Source organism: Halorubrum rubrum, assembly GCF_024494685.1.
Classification (GTDB): domain Archaea; phylum Halobacteriota; class Halobacteria; order Halobacteriales; family Haloferacaceae; genus Halorubrum; species Halorubrum rubrum.
This window is the reverse complement of sequence record NZ_JANHDM010000004.1, coordinates 13,656-27,664: the sequence shown is the minus strand read 5'-3', so window position 1 is coordinate 27,664 and position 14,009 is coordinate 13,656. Positions and strand designations below refer to the sequence as shown.

General features: G+C 71.1%; 14 protein-coding genes and 1 other RNA gene. 10 read left to right on the top strand and 5 right to left on the bottom strand.

Annotation, left to right across the window (positions count from 1 at the left end; genetic code table 11):
* Positions 1-28: 28 nt before the first annotated feature.
* Positions 29-442, bottom strand: a complete 414-nt coding sequence (locus NO889_RS05825) for a plastocyanin/azurin family copper-binding protein (RefSeq protein ID WP_256411343.1) — start codon at positions 440-442, stop codon at positions 29-31.
* A gap of 214 nt (positions 443-656) precedes the next feature.
* Here NO889_RS05825 and NO889_RS05820 point away from each other — a divergent pair, with 214 nt between their 5' ends.
* Positions 657-1,454 (top strand): bacteriorhodopsin, encoded by a 798-nt coding sequence (locus tag NO889_RS05820; RefSeq protein WP_256411512.1) that lies wholly within the window; start codon positions 657-659, stop codon positions 1,452-1,454.
* A 19-nt stretch (positions 1,455-1,473) separates the two neighbouring features.
* On the opposite strand, the gene infB is transcribed toward NO889_RS05820, so the two are convergent.
* Positions 1,474-3,267 (bottom strand): translation initiation factor IF-2, encoded by a 1,794-nt coding sequence (infB, locus tag NO889_RS05815; protein WP_256411342.1) that lies wholly within the window; start codon positions 3,265-3,267, stop codon positions 1,474-1,476.
* Positions 3,268-3,415: 148 nt separating this feature from the next.
* Here infB and NO889_RS05810 point away from each other — a divergent pair, with 148 nt between their 5' ends.
* Both NO889_RS05810 and NO889_RS05805 read left to right on the top strand, forming a co-directional pair.
* Entirely contained in the window at positions 3,416-3,661 is a 246-nt protein-coding gene (locus NO889_RS05810; RefSeq protein ID WP_256411341.1) for a PRC-barrel domain-containing protein, read from the top strand.
* The gene (locus NO889_RS05805; protein WP_149784758.1) at positions 3,661-4,119 is read left to right on the top strand and encodes an NOB1 family endonuclease; all 459 of its coding nucleotides are present in this window, start codon (positions 3,661-3,663) and stop codon (positions 4,117-4,119) included. Before NO889_RS05810 ends, NO889_RS05805 begins: the two co-directional genes overlap by 1 nt.
* Positions 4,120-4,169: 50 nt before the next feature.
* On the opposite strand, the gene uppS is transcribed toward NO889_RS05805, so the two are convergent.
* Entirely contained in the window at positions 4,170-5,174 is a 1,005-nt protein-coding gene (gene uppS / locus NO889_RS05800) for a polyprenyl diphosphate synthase (RefSeq protein WP_256411340.1), read from the bottom strand.
* Positions 5,175-5,309: 135 nt separating this feature from the next.
* On the opposite strand from uppS, the gene lwrS reads away from it, so the two are divergent.
* The 5 genes from lwrS to NO889_RS05775 all read left to right on the top strand — a co-directional run bounded on the left by lwrS (position 5,310) and on the right by NO889_RS05775 (position 8,274).
* A complete protein-coding gene (gene lwrS / locus NO889_RS05795) occupies positions 5,310-5,675 on the top strand; it encodes an LWR-salt protein (protein ID WP_256411511.1) in 366 nt (121 codons plus the stop codon).
* Positions 5,676-5,760: 85 nt separating this feature from the next.
* Positions 5,761-6,078, top strand: a complete 318-nt coding sequence (locus NO889_RS05790; protein ID WP_256411339.1) for a hypothetical protein — start codon at positions 5,761-5,763, stop codon at positions 6,076-6,078.
* Positions 6,079-6,321: 243 nt separating this feature from the next.
* Complete coding sequence (locus tag NO889_RS05785; protein ID WP_256411335.1) at positions 6,322-6,972, top strand: HAD family hydrolase; 651 nt, start codon at positions 6,322-6,324, stop codon at positions 6,970-6,972.
* 354 nt (positions 6,973-7,326) lie between these two features.
* Entirely contained in the window at positions 7,327-7,746 is a 420-nt protein-coding gene (locus NO889_RS05780; protein ID WP_256411334.1) for a PadR family transcriptional regulator, read from the top strand.
* Positions 7,747-7,773: 27 nt separating this feature from the next.
* On the top strand, positions 7,774-8,274 hold the full coding sequence (locus tag NO889_RS05775) for a CopG family ribbon-helix-helix protein (RefSeq protein ID WP_256411333.1): 501 nt from the start codon (positions 7,774-7,776) through the stop codon (positions 8,272-8,274).
* Between the two features lie 8 nt (positions 8,275-8,282).
* On the opposite strand, the gene NO889_RS05770 is transcribed toward NO889_RS05775, so the two are convergent.
* Entirely contained in the window at positions 8,283-10,586 is a 2,304-nt protein-coding gene (locus tag NO889_RS05770; RefSeq protein WP_256411332.1) for an AAA family ATPase, read from the bottom strand.
* 132 nt (positions 10,587-10,718) lie between these two features.
* Here NO889_RS05770 and endA point away from each other — a divergent pair, with 132 nt between their 5' ends.
* Both endA and NO889_RS05760 read left to right on the top strand, forming a co-directional pair.
* Positions 10,719-11,858: a tRNA-intron lyase gene (endA, locus tag NO889_RS05765; protein WP_256411331.1), complete on the top strand. Its 1,140-nt coding sequence runs from the start codon at positions 10,719-10,721 to the stop codon at positions 11,856-11,858.
* Between the two features lie 123 nt (positions 11,859-11,981).
* Positions 11,982-13,607, top strand: coding sequence for a tryptophan--tRNA ligase (locus tag NO889_RS05760; RefSeq protein WP_256411330.1), 1,626 nt, complete (start codon positions 11,982-11,984; stop codon positions 13,605-13,607).
* A gap of 35 nt (positions 13,608-13,642) precedes the next feature.
* Here the strand turns inward: NO889_RS05760 and ffs are convergent.
* Positions 13,643-13,954, bottom strand: an RNA gene (gene ffs / locus NO889_RS05755) — signal recognition particle sRNA.
* Between the last annotated feature and the right edge of the window lie 55 nt (positions 13,955-14,009).

Sequence of the window (14,009 nt, the reverse complement as noted above, 5' to 3'; positions counted from 1 at the left end):
TGCCGTCAGCCGGTTCCCCGACGCCGGGTCACCCCTCGACGACCACGGCTCCGACCATCCCGCCCGTCTCGTGGGGAATACAGACGTAGTCGTACCGACCGGGGACCGAGAACGTGTGTGAGAACCGATCGCCGTTCTCGAGGCGGCCGCCGAAGTCCGACCACGCCTCGCGGGCGGCGGCCTCGGTCTCGAACCCGCCGGAGGCGAAGTAGTCGGCCTCCTCGGGGATCGCGTCCTCGTAGGCGGTCACGGTGTGTCCGCGGACGCTCGTGTTCTCCCAGACGACGCGGTCTCCGACTTCGACGGTTATCTCGTCCGGAACGAACCCGGTCGCGGTCATCCCGACGTCGTACTGGTCCGCGAGACAGCCGGCGAGCGAGAGCGAGGTCCCGACCGCGACGCCGGCCGCGCCGGCACGCTCCAGGAACCGTCTCCGGTACATACTCGCCCTCGGAGTTTCGGCCGTTTCAATACCGCGGTTGGCCCCGTCGAACGGGAACCGCTCCCGACGACCGCCTCGCAGTCCCCGACTTCCGGTCGAACACCACACTGGTTGGGTACATCGGTTAAGCCGTTTCCCGCTAACCTGAGGATACCGTATGATAGAGATAGCCGCGGCTGACCTGACGGTGGCGTCACAGGCCCTCCCCTTGGAGATGACACAGACCGAGGTGTATCGAGAGATACGAGCCGATCAGCTGTTGAACCTCTCCTTCTGGGCGAACATCGCGCTCGCGGGGCTGTCGATCCTGCTTTTCGTCTACATGGGTCGAACCGTCGAGGACCCGCGCGCACAGCTCATCTTCGTCGCGACGCTCATGGTCCCGCTCGTCTCCATCTCGAGCTACCTGGGACTGGCCTCCGGGCTCACGGTGAGCTTCCTCGAGATGCCGGCCGGTCACAGGCTCGCCGGCGAGGAGGTGCTCACGATGTGGGGGCGGTACCTCACGTGGGCGCTGTCGACGCCGATGATCCTGCTCGCGCTCGGGCTGCTCGCCGGGTCGAACGTCACCAAGCTGTTCACGGCGATCGTGGCCGACATCGGGATGTGCGTCACGGGACTGGCGGCCGCGTTGACCACGTCCTCGTACGCGCTCCGCTGGTTCTGGTACGCGGTCAGCTGCGCGTTCTTCGCCGTGGTGCTGTACGTTCTCCTCGTCGAGTGGTCCGCCGACGCCGAGGCGGCCGGCACGGCGGACATCTTCGACACGCTGAAAGTACTGACCGTGGTGTTGTGGCTCGGCTACCCGATCTTCTGGGCGCTCGGCGCGGAGGGGTTCGCGGTGCTCGACGTCGCGATCACCTCGTGGGCGTACAGCGGCATGGACATCGTCGCGAAGTACGTCTTCGCGTTCCTGCTGCTCCGGTGGGTCGCCGGCAACGAGACCGTCGTCGCGGGGATGGCCTCCGGGCTCGGCGCGGCGACGCCCGGCGCTGCGCCCGCCGACGACTGAATCGGTCGTCCCCCGCGAGTCACTTCCCCCAGAAGGGGTCCCGCTTGCGGCGCGTGTCGAGGTACCCCGAGAGCGCCTCGCGCTCGTCGGCGGTGATCTCCTCTCTGAGCTCCTGTTCTAAGATCTTCGCGTGTTTCTCGGGCAGCTCCGTCCAGAGGGTGTCGCCCTCCGCGATGTCGCGGCCGACGGTGGGGCCGTCTATCGCGATGCTCACGCGCTCGCCGGCGCGGGCCTCGTCGACGTCCTCGCCCTGCTTCTGGATCCCCGAGAGCCCGCCGACCCGCTCGAACTCGTTACCCTCGAAGTAGCCCACGTTGCGGTTGTTCTGGAGCGTCCCGGAGATGACCTCGACGCCGACGACCGCCGGGTCGTTCTGTCTGAAGGTGTGATCGGGCAGGATCCGGAAGCGGGCGGGGCGAACCACCTTGTCGAGGACCGTCTCCTGTTGGGCGCGTTTGCGCTCCTCGACGTACGTCTCGTAGTCCTCGATCAGCTGGTAGATCACGTCGTTCGTGAACAGCTTGACGTCGGCGCTCTCGAGCTCCCGCTCGGCGTTCGCGAGGAGGTCGACGTTGAAGCCGAGGATCGCCTTGTGTTCCTCCTGGTTGGCCGTCTCCGCCACGGCGATATCGCGCGGGGCGATGTCGCCGACCTCGGCGCGGAGGATCGGAACCTCCGCCTCCCGGAGCGCGTTCGCCATCGCCTCCAGCGAGCCGAGGGTGTCGGCTTTGATCACGACGCCGTCCTCCGCGGTGTCGACCTCGATCTCCGCGAGTTCGGCTTTCACCTCCGCTATCACCTCCTCGACCGGGCGGTCGCGGACGACCCGGACCGGCGCGCCCGCCATCGCGTCGTCGAGGTCGGGCGCGGCGATCTTCACCCCCGCGGCCGCACCGACCTCCGCGACCTTCTCGAACTTCTTCTCGGTGCGGATCTCCTCGAGCGGACGGGGCTGTAACAGCGCACGCACCTCCGTGACGATCGGATCGTTCTGTCCGCCGACGACGATCCGATCACCGTTTTTCACCACGCCGTCGTACACCACGGTGTCGATCGTGGCCCCGAACCCCCGCTCGTCTTTCACCTCGAGGACGGTCCCCTCGCCGGGACCGAAGACGTCGATGGCCATCTCCTCTCTCATGAACCGCTGGGAGAGGCCCATCAGCACCGCGAGCAGGTCGGGGATCCCCTCGGCGGTCAGCGCGGAGACGGGGACGACCCCGATGTTCTTCTGGAAGTCCTGGACCCGCCAGTAGAGGTCCGCGGAGAAGCCGGCGTCGGACAGCTGACCGATGATCTCGTAGAGCTTCTCGTTGAGCATCGACTCCGCACGCTCGGATTGCGCTTCGAGGCTCCGCTGGATCGGCTCGCCCTCCTGGGGGTTCCAGCCGGGCGTCGTGTCCACCTTGTTGGCGGCGACGACGAAGGGGGTCCCCGTGCGCCGGAGGATGTCTATCGCCTCCTCGGTCTGTGGCTGGAAGCCGTCGTTGACGTCGACGACGAGCACCGCGATGTCGGCGAGCGCGCCGCCGCGCGCTCGAAGCGTCGAGAAGGAGTGGTGGCCGGGCGTGTCGATGAAGAGCAGTCCGGGGAGATCGAAGTCGTCGGGATCCACGAGCTCGCCCGCCATCGTCGAGATGGTCGCGAGCGGGATGTCGGTCGCGCCGATGTGCTGGGTGATCGCGCCGGCCTCGCCCTCGCTCACCGCGGAGCCGCGGATCTTGTCCAGGAGGCTCGTCTTGCCGTGGTCGACGTGGCCGAGCACGGCGACGATCGGCGTCCGAAGGGTGTCCGTGTGTGTGTCGTCAGTCATGAGAATCGCCCCGAGAAGGTCGTTGTCTTCCGTTCGGCTCGGGCGTCAGTTAAGTGTTTCAGGACGCGCCCGCGGCGACCCCGCGATCCGTCGGCCGTCCGTCCGACGCCCCGTGGCGTTTAATACCGTCGACCGGAAGTGTGCGCACATGGCGAACATCCTGGCGGAGAACCTCTCGGGGAAGGCGGTGATGGGGTCGGACGGGACCGAGCTCGGCGATCTGTACAACATCACGATGGACCTGAAGTCGGGGCAGCTCCACCACCTGCTCGTGAGCCCGCACGAACAGCTCAACCCCGAGCGCGTCACGTTCGACGTCGACGAGACGGGGCGGCTCCTGGTGCCGGTCGCGAACGTGCGGGCGGTGAAAGACTACATCGTCGTCGGCCGCTGATGAGAGTTCTCGACACGTCCGCGTTCATCCACGAGTACACCACCGACGACCCCGTGGTCTCCGTCCCGGAGGTCCACGACGAGCTCCAGGGGGAGACGGCGCTCCGCTTCGACGCGATGGAGGGCTCGGGGATGACGATCCACGTGCCGGCCCCGGAGGCGGTGACGAACGTCCAGCGCGCGGCCCGCGGTTCCGGCGACGCCGCGGAGCTCTCGGAGACGGACGTGCGGCTGATCGCGACCGCGCTCGAGCTCGACGCCACCCTCGTCACCGACGACTACGCGATGCAGAACGTCGCCGAGCGACTCGATCTGGGCGTGGAACCCATCGCCCGCGACGGCATCACCGAAGAGCGCGAGTGGCGGTTCCAGTGTGTCGGTTGTAGTCGGACCTTCGAGGAGAACCGCGAGCGCTGTCCGATCTGCGGCAGCGACCTCACGCGCAAGAACCCGGCGTAGCGGGTGCTCGCGGGGATATCCGGGTCGGTACGGCCCCTCTTTTCGCCGAGTCAGTCCGCCGGCTCGGACTCGTCGTCGGCGTCGACGGCCGACGCGACGCTCGCGGTCGCGGGCGACGAAACCGCCTCGGCCGCGGGAACGTCCTCGCCCTCCGGAAGCTCCTCGGCGACGACGTCGATCTCGCTCCGCGGCAGCCGGCCGCGGAGCCGTCGGGCCACCCCCCTGGCCTCCGCGATCTCCACCTCGGCTATCGCTCGGACCAGCGCCGCGGCGCGCTCGGCGCGGGCGCGCCGCCAGGACGCCTCCCGCGCCTGATACGTCCGGATCGCCCGCATGAAGTCCACCTCGGAGAACTCGGGCCAGTAGGGCGTACAGAAGTAGACGGCCGCCTCGTTGCCGTTGGCGTGCCACGGCAGGAAGTTCGAGGTGCGCTCGTCGCCGCCGGTCCGGACGATGAGGTCCACGTCGCGGATCGGCCGGTCGTACAGCCGGCGCTCGACCGTCCCGACGTCCACGTCCGCGGGATCGAGGTCGCCCGCCGCGACCTCGCGGGCGACGCCGCGGGCCGCGTCGAGCAGCTCCGTGCGTCCCCCGTACGCCAGGGCGACGTTGAGCGTGAAGCGGTCGTTGTCGGCGGTCCGGCGCTCGGCGTAGTCGACCGCCTCGCGCACCCGCGGCGGGAGCCGGTCGACGTCGCCGATGGCCCGGACCTGAACGCCCTGGTCGTGGACGCGGTCGGCGTCGGCGAACTCCAGGAGCTTCGTCTCGAGGAGGTCGAAGAGCGGCTCGAGCTCCTCGTCGGGTCGCTCGAAGTTCTCCGTCGAGAAGGCGTACAGCGTCAGTTCCGAGACGCCAAGGTCCGCACACCAGTCGAGGACGCGTTCCGTCGTGTTCGCGCCCGCGCGGTGGCCGTCCGGCGCGTCGTCGCCGCGCTCGCGGGCGTACCGCCGGTTCCCGTCCTGGATGACGGCGACGTGGGTCGGGACCGTCTCCACCCGCCGGTGGAGGTACCGCAGGTACGCGCGTTCGACGGCCGAGCGGAGCCGGTCCAGCATGGCCGGGACAACGCCGCGCGGTCGTATGTAGCTTGTCGTTCGTCCTCGCTGACAGTCGCCCCCGCCGACGGGGCGAAGCGGCGCGTTCCGACGCCGGGCGAAACCGTTATGCTCCGATCGGTGGACGACACGGGCGTGAACGCCGCCTACGTCTTTCGCGTCACGTTTCGGATCGATCCCGAGGGGGCGCGCACCGACCCTGACCGCTTCGAGACGACGGTGGAGGTCCCCGCGGCGGAGCCCGGCGCGGCGGGGTGGCTGCTGTTCCGCGACCGGCTCTGGCGCGGCGAGGTCGGCGACGAGCCGTCGGCCCGCCGGTTCCTCGGCGAGCGGCTGGGGGTCGAGGTGGAGAGCGTCGCGTTCCGCGAGCTCCGGACCGACCGGGCGTACCTCGACGCGCTCGAGGCCGCGATCGACGCGGACCGCTCCCGGTTCAACGCGGAGTCGGTCGACGAGGTGCTTCACAAGTACCTCGGGTCGTCGATCCACGTCCGGGACTGATGCCGCGGCGTCGCCACGACCGTCCGGTTGCCACGACCACTACGACCGTCACGATATATACGGGATCGACCCGTGGGTTCCGGCCGTGAGCCCTCCATCCGACGACGTGGCCGAGACCCGCGATCGGCCGTCCGGCGACGACGGGGACGCGCCGGACGTCGACGCGTCGACACGCTACTGGATCGTCCGCAAGGCGGTCGAGGACGCGCTGATGAACGTGTTCTGGACGATCGTGTTGCTCGCGCTCGCCGTCGTGCTGCTCTGGTTCGGCGGGATCGCGGCGATCGGCGCGGCCGACGGATCGCCGGTCATGATCCCGATCGCGGTCGGGCTGCTCGGGGTGGCCGCCGCCGCGTTCGCCGTCGCGCTCGAGATCCCGCTCCCGTTCGTCGGCGGCGACTGAGCCGTCGATCGATCGCCGGCGGACGGCGAAGTCGCGGGAGGGGGAGCGGGTATCTCGACGTGAGAGGCGTCGAAGGAACGATCCGGGAGTCGCGGGCGCGGATTCTCGAACCCGTCCCACACCGCACCTCACGCCACCTCGGCCTCGTCACCGGCGCTACGCGCCGGGGTACCGTCGGGCCCGCACGACCGGCCCGCACGCTCCACAATACACTTATCCACCGGGAGCTTACCGACGGATCCGATGGTCCTCGCCGAGTACGACTTCCACCTGTTCGACCTCGACGGGACGCTCGTCGACGCCGAGTGGGCGTACACCCGCGGCGTGTTCGACCGGGTCGGCGACCGCCTCGGCCGGCGCTTCTCCGACCGCGAGGCGTACGTCCTCTGGCACGGGCTCGGCGGGTCGCGTGCCGGGACCCTCCGCGGGATGGGGATCGACCCCGACCGCTTCTGGCCGGCCTTTCACGACGTGGAGGACCCGATCGCCCGCGCGGAGGCGACGTACCTCCACGACGACGCGGCCCGCCTGCTCGACCGGCTCGACGCGGCGGGGCGGCCGGTCGGGCTCGTCACCCACTGCCAGCGGTTCCTCGCCGACCCCGTCCTCGACCGGCTCGACCTCGGTTCCCGGTTCGACGCGGTCGTCTGCTGTACGGACGAGACCGGCTGGAAGCCCGATCCGGGTCCCCTGGAGGTCGCGATGGACGCGATGGGCGTCGAGTCCCGCGACCGGGGGTACTACGCCGGCGACGGCGAGAGCGACGTGGGCGCGGCCTGGAACGCCGGGCTCGACGCGGTCCACGTCGAGCGCGTCGGCCACGCCGACCGGGGCCGGTGCGTCCTCGGCGACCGCCGCGTGGAGGCGTTCGACGAACTGTTCGAGGTGGGCTGACGGGAGGGCTCTCCGTACACGGGTCCATCGCCGTGGCGCGCGCGAAACGAGCGGCGGAGCCGCGAGTCGTGCGCGAGGGAGCCCGCGGCCGCCGTCGGCGGCCGCGGCGAGGCTGGGGAGGCGTGAGGTGTGGTCGCGGTGCGGAACGGTTGCGGACGGTTGCGACGCGGACGGTTGCGACGCGGACGGTTGGGGCGCGGGACGAAACGATGCGGGACCGCGGAACCTACGCCCGTGGCTTCCGGGACCGCCCGTGGTGAGTTCGCCGACGCCGACACGGTGACCGCCCGTCCGCGAACGGCGTTCACGGGCATCGACCGAAACCGTCGTGAGGCCGCGACCGGAACGCGGGGTATGACGAAGTGGTTCCACAGCGGGCGGCGGCGCGACTGCTGTGTGTTGGTGTACGAGGCCGGCGAGCTGCGGGCGCAGTCGCTCAAGAGCCGGCTCGAGACCCACTACGACGAGCGGATCGACCCGCAGAGCTTCTACGGGACCCTCACCGCGATGGTCGAGGCCGGCTACCTCACCCGACGACCCCAGGGACTCGCCGACGTGTACGCGCTCACCGACGCCGGCGAGACCGCCCTCCTCGACCACTACGAGTGGCTCTCCGACCGCGTCGAGACCGGGAACGATCGACTCGACGACGACCGACCCCACGCCGACCGATCCGACGACGACCGACCCCACGCCGACCGATCCGACGACGACCGACCCCACGCCGACCGATCCGACGACGTCGGCAGCGACGATTGTGACCTAAAAGGTTAACAATATAGAGGGTGTGGGTTATTACATATGACCGTCGTCAGCGTGTCGATGCCCGAGGAGTTGCTCAATCGGATCGACGAGTTCGCCGACGAACACGGCTACACCGGGCGCAGCGAGGTGGTCCGGGAGGCCTCCCGAAACCTCCTCGGCGAGTTCGAGGACGCGCGGCTGGAGGACCGCCGGCTGATGGCGGTCGTGACGGTGCTTTTCGACTACGAGACGACGAGCGTCGAGGAGCGGATGATGCGGCTGCGACACGAACACGAGGGGCTCGTCGCCTCAAACTTCCACAACCACGTCGGCTCCCGCTACTGTATGGAGCTCTTCGTCCTGGAGGGGAGCCTCTCCGAGATCTCCACGTTCGTCGGGAAGGTCCGCGCCACGAAGGACACCCTCACCGTCGACTACAGCGTCACCCCCGTCGACGAGTTCGACGCGGAGGGGCCGGAGACCCTCGACGGGGCGGGCGTCCACGAGCACGGGCACACGAACGGCGGCGACGGCGGGACCGTCGAGGACGACGCGTAGCGCGGCGGTCACTGCCGCGAGGCGGCCACGTTCGCGATCGCCGTCTCGAAGTCCTCGCCGCTGATCGCGACCTCGTCGGCGTGGTCGTTGGCCGCCTCGCCGTGCTCGTCCGCGACCCGCTCGATCGCGGTCATCGCCGCCTCCCGGCAGACCGCCGCGATCTCCGCGCCGGAGAAACCGTCCGTCCCGTCCGCGAGCCGCTCGAGGTCGACGTCGTCGGTGACCGGCTTCGCGCGGGTGTGGACCGCGAACACCGCCCGCCTCGCCTCGCGGTCCGGCTCGGGCACCTCGACGTGCGTCTCCAGCCGACCGGGGCGCAACAGCGCGCGGTCGATCGCCGACCGGCGGTTCGTCGCGGCGAGCACCACGAGGTTCGGGTTGTCGCTCGCGCGGTCCAACTCCGTGAGCAGCTGTGAGACGACGCGCTCGCCGACGCCGGAGTCGCCCCCGCCGGCCGCGTCGCGGTCGGTCGCGATCGCGTCGATCTCGTCGAAGAAGACGATCACCGGGGCGGCCTGTCTGGCCCGGTCGAAGAGGTCGCGCACCGCCTTCTCGGACTCGCCGACGTACCGGTCGAGCAGCTCGGGGCCGGCGACCTGGATGAAGTTGACCCCGCTCTCGCCCGCGATCGCCCGCGCGAGCAGCGTCTTTCCGGTCCCCGGCGGCCCGTGGAGGAGGACGCCCGTGGGCGGGTCCGCGTTCGCGGCGTCGAACAGCGGACCGTACGTCAGCGGCCAGCTCACCGCCCGCTCCAGCTTCGCTTTCGCCCCGTCGAGTCCGCCCACGTCCCCGAAGTCCGTGGTGGGCTGTTCGGCGACGTACTCGCGCATCGCGCTCGGCTCGACCGCGGCGTGGGCCGCCTCGAAGTCGGCCCGCGTGACGGTCACCGAATCGAGCGCCCGCGCGTCGGTCTCACGGGCGCGCCGGAGCGCGGTCATCGCCGCCTCCTGGGTCAGTCCCTCGATGTCCGCGCCGACGAAGCCGTGGGTCCGGCTCGCGATCCGGTCGAGGTCCACGTCGTCGGCGAGCGGCATCCGCCGCGTGTGGACGTCGAGGATCTGCCTGCGGCCCGCCTCGCCGGGGACGCCGATCTCGATCTCGCGGTCGAACCGACCGCCGCGGCGGAGGGCCGGATCCAGCGAGTCCACCCGGTTCGTCGCCCCGATGACGATCACGTCGCCGCGCGCGTCGAGCCCGTCCATGAGCGAGAGGAGCTGGCCGACGACGCGGTTCTCCACGTCGCCGCCGTCGTCGCGCTTTCCCGCGATCGAGTCGATCTCGTCGAAGAAGACGATCGCGGGGGCGTCCTCGCTCGCGCGCTCGAACACCTCGCGGAGCCGCTCCTCGCTCTCGCCTTTGTACTTCGACATGATCTCCGGGCCGTCGACCGTGATGAACGTCGCGTCCACCTCGTTGGCGACGGCGCGGGCGATCAGCGTCTTCCCGGTGCCCGGCGGCCCGTACAAGAGGACGCCCTTCGGCGGGTCGACGCCGAGCCGGGTGAACACGCCCGGCTCCGAGAGCGGCAGCTCGATCGTCTCGCGCACCAGCTCCAGCTCCTCGTCGAGCCCGCCGATGTCCTCGTAGGTCGCGCCGGCGGTGTGTTCCGCCGGGGGGGGCCCACCCTCGCCCGCGGGGCGACCGTCGGTTCCGGGCGTCGAACCGGCCTCCCGCGTCTCGTCGGACGCGTCGGCACCGGTTCCGGTCTCGCTCCCGGTTCCGGCCCTCGTCCCGGTTCCAGCCCTCGTCCCGGTTCCCCTCCGATCGCCGGCGGCCGGCCCGGATCGATCCCGCGCTCCGTCGGCGTCCGCGTAGGCGACCGACACGTCGGTGCCGCCCGCGACCCGGACGGTGCCGTTCGGATCGGTCTCCCGAACGACGAAGCGGAGGCCGCCGAGCCGCTCCACGTGGACGGCCTCGCCGCGGGAGATCGGCCGGTCGCGGAGGTCGCGGGCGAGCGCGCGCTCGACGACTTCGCGGCTCACGTCCACCGACGCGAGGCGGGCGGGCGCGGCGAGGACGACGCGCTCGGCGTCGACCACGTCGACGGGGCTGACGGTGACGACGTCTCCGACCTTCACGCCGGCGTTCGCGCGGGTGTCGGCGTCGATGAGGACGGAGCCGTCCCGCGCGTCGGGGCCGCCGGGCCACACCTTCGCGACGGCGGAGCGCTCGCCGTCGATCCGGACCGTGTCGCCGCTGAGGAGGCCGAGTCGTTTGCGCGCGGGTTCGGGGAGCCTGGCGATGCCGCGGCCCGCGTCGCGCTTCTCGGCGGCGCGAACGGTGAGCCTGACGCCGGCGGTCTCGTTCATGCGTCGCCTTCCGTCCGCTGGTCCTTTACCCTTACTCGGGGGCGTCCGCCGGTCGCGACGCGCGCCTCCGCCGGCCGCGACGCGCCTCCGCCGACCGCAACCCCCTTACCCTGGCCGGCCGCGAGTGGAGGCATGCAACCGACAGGCGACCTCCGCGGCGACGCCGTCCACGTCGGCGGGGACGCCAGACAGCGGTTCTACGACTCGCGCGGCTACGGTCGGCCGGTGGGCGGGAACGCGATCGAGCTCTCGCGGGTCGAGACCGCCCACCTGCTGTTCCGCGGCGACCTCGCCGGGGTTCGTCTCGCGTCCGGCGCCGACCCCGTCGGGTTCGAGCGGTTCTTCGTCGACAGCGCCGCCGCGACCGACCGCTTCGCGGTGCGCTACCTCGTCTACGCCGACCTCCGCGACCGCGGGTTCTACCTCTCTCCCGCCCGCGAGCCGTGGCCGGGCGGCCGGGCGGACGTGCCCGACGCCGTCGACGTCGTCGCCTACGAGCGCGGGTCGACGCCGGACGCCGGGGACGTCCGCTACCTGGTGCGCGTCGTGGGCGAACGCGAGTCGGTCCCCGCCGCCGGCGTGGCCGGCCAGACCCTCGCCGTCGTCGACGAGGAGAGCGACATCACCTACTTCGAGGCCGGTCGTCCGGACCTGGCGGGCTCGACCGACTACGACCCGCCCGACGACCTGACCGGCGTCCTCCTCTCCGACCGCGTCGCCGTCTGGGGCGCGCCGCCCGACCTCTACGAGCGCGGGTTCTACGGCCAGCCGCTGACTGGGCGGGCGGCCGCCGTCGAGGGGATCGTCCAGCTCTCGCTCGTCGAGGCCGCGTCGCTCGCGGCCGACGGGAGCCTCAGTCTCTCCGAGGTCGTCGACGACGGCGGACGGGACGCGGACGAGGAGTCCGCGAGCGCCGCGGCCGCGGTCGTCGCCCGCGGCCGCGCCGTCGAGGGCGACCGGTTCGACCGCCGGCTCGCCGCCTACCGCGACCTCCGCGAGCGCCGGGCGGTTCCCAAGACGGGGTTCAAGTTCGGCGCGGACTTCCGGACGTACCTCGACGTGGAGACGGTCGAGGACCTCCCGCACTCCGAACACCTCGTGCGGGTGATCGCTCCCGACCACGCGTTCGCGCCGCGCGAGCTCTCGCTCGACGTGCGGCTCGCCGGCGGCGTCCGCAAGGAGCTGCTGTTCGCGCTGGTCGACGACGGCGCGGCCGGCGGGGGGTCCGACGCCGGGATCGAGTGGCTCTCGGTGGGGCGGCTGACGCCGTGAGGTCGGGGGAGCGCCGGCGCGCGCGGGTCGGTGGGTAGCGACGCGCGGGCGTCGTCCCGACCCGCCCGCGAGCCGCTCCCGCGCAAGCGAACGGTTTTTGCGTCGACCGACGGGAGGGGAGGTATGGACGAGGACACCCCCCGCACGGACGGCGGGACCGAGCGCGCCGACGGCGAGCCGAGCGAGGACGTCGCGCTCGACCCGTGGGGGTCGGCGTCGGTCGGCGACTACGCCGACCTGTTCGCCGAGTTCGGCATCGAGGCGTTCGACGACGTCGCCGACGACGTGGTCGACCCGCACTACCTGATGCGCCGCGGCGTCATCTTCGGCCACCGCGAGTACGACGCGGTCGCCGAGGCGATGGCGAACGACGAGCCGTTCGCCGCGCTCTCGGGGTTCATGCCCACCGGCGACCCGCACATCGGCCACAAGCTCGTGTTCGACGAGCTGATCTGGCACCAACGGCGGGGCGGCGACGTGTTCGGGCTGATCGCCGACCTGGAGGCCCACTCGGCCCGCGGGATGTCGTGGGACGAGATCGACGAGCACGCCCGGAGCTACCTCCTCTCGCTGCTCGCGCTCGGGTTCGACCCCGAGGCGGGCGAGCTCTACCGGCAGTCCGACAACCGCGAGGTCCAGGACCTCGGGTTCGAGCTGGGGTCGAAGGCGAACTTCTCGGAGTTCGAGGCGATCTACGGCTTCGACGGCGAGACGAACATCTCGCACATGCAGAGCGTCGTCACCCAGACCGCGGACATCCTCTACCCGCAGCTGGTCGACGAGCCGAAACCCACCGTGATCCCGGTCGGCCCCGACCAGGACCCGCACGTCCGGCTGACGCGCGACCTCGCGACCCGGCTCCGGTACTTCAAGGTGACCGAGGCGTTCGCGAGCTTCGAGCTCGACGACGCGGAGCGGACCTTGGTGCGGGCGGCCTACGACGCGCTGGCGGGCGACGGAAGCGACGACGACGGTGAGGCCGTCAACCGTGACGCCGACGACGTGCGCTGTGAGGACGCCGCCGAGTGGCTCGCCGACTACGAGCCGCCGGCGGTCGACGCCGAGGAGGTCGACCTCGAGGCCGCCAAGGCGAGCGCCCTCGACAAGCTCCGGGCCGGCGGCAAGGAGCCGCTCCGACCGCGCGTCCGCTTTTTCGACCGCAACGCCACCGACGAGGCGTTCGAGGCGCTGATCGGGGCGGTACAGGGAGAAAAGCGCGTCTTCGAGGGCCACGTCGACGCGTTCGAGATGACGCGGGAGGCGGCCGAGTCGCTGGCGCGGGAGGTGGAGATCGACCACGACGGCTTCGGCTTCCGGCAGCCCTCCTCGATCTACCACCGCTTCATGACCGGGCTCACCGGCGGGAAGATGTCCTCGTCGATCCCCGCGAGCCACATCTCGCTTCTGGACGACCCCGAGGACGGCTACGACAAGGTGCGGTCGGCGACGACCGGGGGACGCGACACGGCCGAGGAGCAGCGCGAACTCGGCGGCGAGGCCGACGAGTGCCCCGTCTACGAGCTGTACGCCTACCTGCTCGCGGGCGACGACGACGGCCTCGCGACCGAGGTGTACTCCGAGTGCGTGAACGGCGAGCGCCTCTGTGGCGGCTGTAAGGAGCAGGCGGCCGAACTCATGCGCGAGTTCCTCGCGGAACACCAGGAGAAACGCGAGGAGGCGGAGGAGGTCCTCGAGGGGCTCGACATCGATCTCGACTCCGATCGGCGCGGCACGGGCGGAGAACACTGAGCACGGCCGCTACGCGACTGCCGATCCGGTATGAATGGTGGACGGCCGGGGTAGCCCGACGTTCCGGCACGGGGTATCCCGGTTGCCTCCTCCACCCCGCGACCCGACGAGCGACGGGCGTCCGGCGGTGGGCTGCTCGCTTCCGCGCCTGACCCGTTGTCGCCGGCGAACCGCGACGGACCGCTCCTGCGAGCGGGCGCCGCGGACCGCTGTCCCCGGCGGACGAGGCTTCCACGTTGGCTCTCGGGGCCCGCGCCGGTCTATCCGGACGCGCCCGGTGTTCGGTCCCCGCTGAAGACTACCTCACGGGTGACGAGCGGGGCCTAACCGCCCGACCTAGTCCGCCTCGACATACATGGGTGCCCCATAAGGGCCTTTCGTTCGCGGGACGGGAGGTCGTCC

Excerpts from the sequence above, each read along its gene's own strand:
- NO889_RS05760 (WP_256411330.1), top strand. The coding sequence starts at position 11,982 with ATGGACGAGGACACCCCCCGCACGGACGGCGGGACCGAGCGCGCCGAC.
- NO889_RS05780 (WP_256411334.1), top strand. The coding sequence starts at position 7,327 with ATGACGAAGTGGTTCCACAGCGGGCGGCGGCGCGACTGCTGTGTGTTG.
- infB (WP_256411342.1), bottom strand. The coding sequence starts at position 3,267 with ATGACTGACGACACACACACGGACACCCTTCGGACGCCGATCGTCGCC.
- NO889_RS05775 (WP_256411333.1), top strand. The coding sequence starts at position 7,774 with ATGACCGTCGTCAGCGTGTCGATGCCCGAGGAGTTGCTCAATCGGATC.
- NO889_RS05810 (WP_256411341.1), top strand. The coding sequence starts at position 3,416 with ATGGCGAACATCCTGGCGGAGAACCTCTCGGGGAAGGCGGTGATGGGG.
- NO889_RS05770 (WP_256411332.1), bottom strand. The coding sequence starts at position 10,586 with ATGAACGAGACCGCCGGCGTCAGGCTCACCGTTCGCGCCGCCGAGAAG.
- NO889_RS05785 (WP_256411335.1), top strand. The coding sequence starts at position 6,322 with ATGGTCCTCGCCGAGTACGACTTCCACCTGTTCGACCTCGACGGGACG.
- endA (WP_256411331.1), top strand. The coding sequence starts at position 10,719 with ATGCAACCGACAGGCGACCTCCGCGGCGACGCCGTCCACGTCGGCGGG.
- NO889_RS05820 (WP_256411512.1), top strand. The coding sequence starts at position 657 with ATGACACAGACCGAGGTGTATCGAGAGATACGAGCCGATCAGCTGTTG.
- uppS (WP_256411340.1), bottom strand. The coding sequence starts at position 5,174 with ATGCTGGACCGGCTCCGCTCGGCCGTCGAACGCGCGTACCTGCGGTAC.
- NO889_RS05805 (WP_149784758.1), top strand. The coding sequence starts at position 3,661 with ATGAGAGTTCTCGACACGTCCGCGTTCATCCACGAGTACACCACCGAC.
- NO889_RS05825 (WP_256411343.1), bottom strand. The coding sequence starts at position 442 with ATGTACCGGAGACGGTTCCTGGAGCGTGCCGGCGCGGCCGGCGTCGCG.